Here is a 5,370-nt window from a genome sequence, read left to right as displayed (position 1 = left end):
AAACTTGTTCGTCGTCTTGCTCATGATGCTCCATCCTACTCAGGAGTTGGAGCCTCCGGCAAACCCGGCGCGGTTCAGTCTGTGATCAGTCGAACTTGTTTCGAGGGGGCCGATAAGCAGCCTCTCGAACCATGCACAGCGCGTTCACGAGTCGCATCTCCTCAAGCGTTGTGCATTGGATGTCCAACAGCCGGGGTGAGCAGAATAACATTGCCAGTGCCTGCGCACGCGAGATCGCTACATTGAGCCGATTGAGGCTAAACAGGAAGTCGATGCCTCGGGGCAACTCGACACCGCTGGAAGTCGCGAACGAGATCAGGCAGGCTGGAGCTTCCTGCCCCTGAAACCGATCAACTGTTCCAACGCGGGCGCCGTCCGGTAGCTTAGAGGCAAGCAGGTTGACCTGCGCGTTGTAGGGCGAGACCACGAGAATGTCGTCGACAGTCATCTTCCGCTCCACCCCTTCCCGATCGATGAACGAGGCGTTCAGCAGGCGGTTGAAGGTAGCGCATACAGCATCCGCTTCCTCCTGACTCTCCTGCGAATTGTCCACGTGGGCGACATCCACGAAGGCAACTCCACTCGACGGTAACCCACCATGCGGAAAGAGAATGGCCTGCCGCGCAGCGTTCTCATCGCTTTTAAGCCGGCCGTCGTAGGCGAGCCGAGAAACCACCCCGCAAACGTCCGGATGCATTCGCCGAGATACGGGAAGAAAAATGCCTCGGTCCGCCGCTACTGCATGCTGGTCACCGAGAAGGTACTCCAGCGTCGACAGAGCTGTCTCACCTGGATGAACTCCCTGGATCGGCTGCGGAAGCTGCATCTGGTCGCCAACCAGTACAATGTTTCTGGCGCAGCCGGACGAAGCCATCAGGTTCGCGATCGATACCTGTCCGGCCTCATCCACGAAGATGTGACTGAACGCTCCCGCGAACTCGGGTCGCGCGAATAGCCACACCGTCCCGCCGACGACTGAAGCCGTCATGAGGACCGGGTCATCGTTCTTTGACGTCGAGATGATTGACGGGTCTTCGGGCACGTCCTCTGGTTTGGAAACCTTCTTGGCGATCTGGATGCGTGTTCCGGCCTCGCGTGCGCGCTTTGCCACCTCGATCAAAAGGTTGTTGATCGCCTTGTGGCTATGCGACATGACGGCAATCCGGCATCCACGTTGCACTAGGTCCAAGATGGATTTCGCACTGGCGTAGGTCTTTCCAGTGCCGGGAGGACCTTGGATCGGCAAGCAGCCGTGGTCGAGGTTCCGGATGGCAACCATCGTCTCTTCCACCCGCTCCCTGCCTGGAATCACGGGGCACCCCGGCGCCACGCCCCGGATGCGAGGGGGCTCACGTCTAAGGAAGTCGGCGAAGGCCGACCCCCTCACGCCGGAGGCGATCAGGCCATCCGTCACACGAGCAACGGCAGCGCGTAGCACCCTAGCGTCGACGGGCGGTTCGGGAATGAGATCAAGGCTGGTCGGGGGATTGATGGCCTTAGGAAATTTCACGACGACTTCGCGCCGTTCCCGATCGAGCTCAACGATCGTCGCCATTCCCTTGAGACCCCGCATGGCCGCGCGGGTTCCGGCCCGCATCTTTGTCTGTTGTGCCGGATAGCGATACCGCGCTTCCTGCCCGGACGCCGGACCGATAGCGGACAGTCCGCCGATGCTTTCTAGGTCGTCGACTAGCTCTGCTGTTTCACGTTGCTGCCTATCGAAATATTCCCACCAAGCAGGCTTGTCGGCCCGTTTGTGAAATCCGTTCAGTTCAAACACGAGATCAGCCAGGCGATCACCGATCTCGGGCCTGAGGCTCTCAATCTTTCCTCGCAGCGCGGCACGTTCCGGCTCCTCGGTCGGTGTGGACGATTCAGGCGCCGTCGGCACGAACCACGGAAGATGGTGAGGCCGCACCTCCTCCACCAGCCAATCACGCAGCCGTTTGGTCGATCGGCAGTCAACCTCGTTGTAGGCGGCGATATGATCAAGGATTGTCTCGTCCCCGGTTTCCAGCCACCGTTCATACGCGATGATGCTTGCGCTGGCCGTGGCCACCTCCCCTTCGCGCGACTCCATGTAGAACGCTTCAAGGTCCTTGATCGAATATCCCGGTTCCGAGGCGATCAAAGCTTGCTGGACGACGCGGTACAGGTCCACGAACTTCAATGTGCGCAACAGATGGTCGAGGTGGTGCTCTGCAACGCCGTACTTCGTCGCAAGCCTCTTCAAGGCGGTTACCTCATAGTGGTTGTAGTGATAGACGTGGGCGCCGGGATTTCGGTCAAGATGAGATGTGAAGAAGGACAAGACTTCGTCCGTCGCCTTGCGCTCCTGCTCTTCGTCGTGCGCCCACCACGCACGGAACTCCGGTCCCCTTGTCTCATGGTACACGCCAAACAGATATTCACGCCCGCCGTCGATCAGCGGGTCGCCTTCCATGTCGAAGAAGAGGTCGCCTGGTGAAGGCTGTGGAAGCCTTAAGAGGCCGCGACCAGTTTCCAATGGCCGCAGAACGTATGATGGCGCGGCCCCATCACGACGCCGAGTCTGAAGCTGCGCCTGCGTCCGCAGGCGCCACAGCACGTCCTCCTGAATGCCCGGAACTTGGCACTCGGATGAAGCGAAAGACCTCATGGTGGCGAGGCCAGCGTTTTTGAGTTTGCGGCGCTGCTGCCGCGTCATCCCAGCAACCTGGACGAGGCTGTCAGCCTCGGTCCAAACCACGTCGCAATGCTCTCGCCACCGGCAGAGGCTGCAAGCGGCGACAGGCTCTGGTACCGTTTGCCAAGGCGCGTCCACAAACGTTTCCAGTCGTTCGGCAAGCCGGCTGGCGTAGTAGACAGCGTCCTTCACCAGGAAGGTCGACCGCTCCCCGTTCCCCAATTGCACATGGGCCATTGCTGGAAGAACCGCCTGAACTTCTGCGACAGCCTGTGAATAGATGCTCAGCTGAAGCGCGTGCTTCGGGTCCGCACTCCGCTTGAGCTTCGTATCGACCGCCTCGTAACTGAAATCCCCAAGCGCTGATGGCCTCTCCACTCGTTCAAGAAAGTCGGAATAGCCTTGCCATCGTCCTCTCCGGAGGGCTGCTTGGTAGATGACATCGACTCCGCCTCTCATGGCAGCCTCCGTCGCTCTTGCGGCCGCCTCAAAGGCACGCCCATCACTGTCGATGACCGCAACGCGCCTGCCCGCTGCCATCAGCGAGTCCAGATATGCGGCTTCGTGCTCGTGCCCCTTCTTCTGCAGGAGCTGCGCATCCTCGCTCTCCTCCGCCGGGTTGATGGACTCGCCACGCAGGAATGCCAGATCAAGTGCGATGGAGTGCTCACAGTCCTGGAACCGCATCAAATCCGTTGGCGACAGTATGATCTCGCTCGCCGCTGACAGCCTCATGAGAAATCCCCCAGCCTGATTTCGGGGTACTATGCGCTAAACTTCGCTAAATTTGTCGAACGACAATTTCTGTCAGGAGGGGGAACGATGTCGTTTGAAAAAGCGAGAACGCTTATCCAGCTTGCCGCTATGGTTCGCGCACATCGTCAGGGCGTGACCCTCGATGACATCGTTGACCGATTCAACGTGGCCACGCGAACGGCCCAACGGATGGTCCGGGCTCTCGAAGAGATCTTCATCGATGTGGAATCCTACATCGATGACTTCGGCCGTAAGCGATGGCGGATGAGAGGCGGTTCCCTCCGGGACTTCCTGACTGTCACCGCAGAACAGACGGCCGCGCTCGATGTTGCTATCGATGCCATGGTTCGTGAAGGCGCGATCGCCGAGGCATCGCACCTCCGGACAGTCCGAGACACCGTTCATGCCCTTGTTCCGGATACTCGCGCCGTCCGCATCGAAACCGATCACGAAGCACTGCTTGAGGCAATGGGCCTGCTAGCGAGGCCGGGCCCTCGTCCGCTCGTTAACGAGACCCTCGTTGCTGTTGTTGCCGAAGCGATCAAAGGCTGCACTATCCTCGAATTCAACTACAAATCGAACGACGGGACGACCCGGAGGCGAAAAGTGGCACCGCTTGGAGTGCTAATCGGCAGCAGGAGATATCTGGTCGGCCGCGACGCGCATGATGAGGACGGCCGGCCGAAGCACTTCCGCATGGACCGGATGTCGGATGCGCGGAACACCAACTGCCCCTTCTCGCGTCCCGAAGCCTTTGACATACGACGGTTCGCCGAACGGGCATTCGGCGTCTTTGAGCGGGAAGACGAGTTCGGAGAGGTCGTGTTGCGGTTCTCAGCTGCCGCGGCCAGCGAGGCGCGCTCCTACGAATTCCATCCATCGCAAGTAGTGACCGACCTGCCCGACGGTCGACTGGAAGTCCGCTTCTATGCTTCGGGCCATTTAGAGATGACGTGGCACCTGTACATGTGGGGTGACAAGGTGGAAGTCGTGTCGCCCGATCGGCTTCGTGAAATGGGCGCAAATTACAAACGGAGCGACTTTCCGGCTTTGCCATGAAGTAATCACGTCAAACGGGACCAACCAAACCATGCCGTTGGCCAGCAGGAGCGCCCTTTGTTCCCTAAGCCTTCTCCGGCGGTGGCAAAACGCCTCCAAGACCGGCCCCGAATGTTCGTCTTCACCGTGGCGAACCGTAACCCAAGTCCGCGGCCGCGCCCTTAAGGCACAGAGACACGCTTTGGGCGCGCCGAGGAGGGCGCTGTGGCGACCAGTTGGTCGTGTCACCGGTATCAGCTTTCTCACTCACCTTGGTTACCGGAGTGGACCTAGCCTACCTCGTCCGCCCGACAAGTCCGCCGACGGAGCTACAAGGGATACATGGTAGCCCTCGCATTTGGATGCGGTGCACAGTGGCGCATTAACCATAAATTAACGTTGCTTTTGACGCCTTCCGTTCCGGCGCCGTATTCGAGACACCTGCACGGTTGCCGGAGTGCGATCGGAAAGTTTCGGATCTGAAAAATTGCGCTAGCGATTTTAACCGGATCCTAAGACGCGCCCCGGTAGACGCCTGCCCGCTCGATTTCAGAGCGGCACTGGAGAAGTAGAATGAAGATGACGGACATACCGATACCAATGCGGGAAGGCCGCGAAGTGCGGAGCTGAGGCTCCCGGTATGTTCCGCCGGGAATCCTCATCCCGGCTTCCCGACCCTCCCCTCGATTTCTTGACAGCAGCACTCGCGACGCTCCGGGTCGCGGACATCTGCATGCAACGAGGGACTCACCATGCGCAAGAAGGTTCGAATTGATCGATTCCTTCCGCGGGCACCGCTGCCTGCGGAACTCCATCCACATTGGTTGTCAACATGATGATGTCCCGAGAGGTGGTGTAGCTTATGCGATCGCCGTGCCTTCCGGACTGTGCCGGATCAGCTTGCCGCAGCG

2 protein-coding genes are annotated in these 5,370 nt (G+C 59.7%); one reads left to right on the top strand and one right to left on the bottom strand.

The genetic code is table 11. The annotated features are described in order from the left end of the window. Window positions 1-85 precede the first annotated feature (85 nt). Window positions 86-3,400, bottom strand: coding sequence for a TM0106 family RecB-like putative nuclease (locus NYR54_RS18925; RefSeq protein ID WP_261517255.1), 3,315 nt, complete (start codon window positions 3,398-3,400; stop codon window positions 86-88). Window positions 3,401-3,487: 87 nt separating this feature from the next. Between NYR54_RS18925 and NYR54_RS18920 the strand changes: the two genes are divergently transcribed. Beyond that, on the top strand, window positions 3,488-4,480 hold the full coding sequence (locus NYR54_RS18920) for a helix-turn-helix transcriptional regulator (protein ID WP_261517254.1): 993 nt from the start codon (window positions 3,488-3,490) through the stop codon (window positions 4,478-4,480). Window positions 4,481-5,370 lie beyond the last annotated feature (890 nt).

Origin of the sequence: Chelativorans petroleitrophicus, from assembly GCF_025398195.1 — a bacterium.
Lineage (GTDB): Bacteria > Pseudomonadota > Alphaproteobacteria > Rhizobiales > Rhizobiaceae > Chelativorans > Chelativorans petroleitrophicus.
This window is presented reverse-complemented; position numbering and strand designations above follow the sequence as displayed.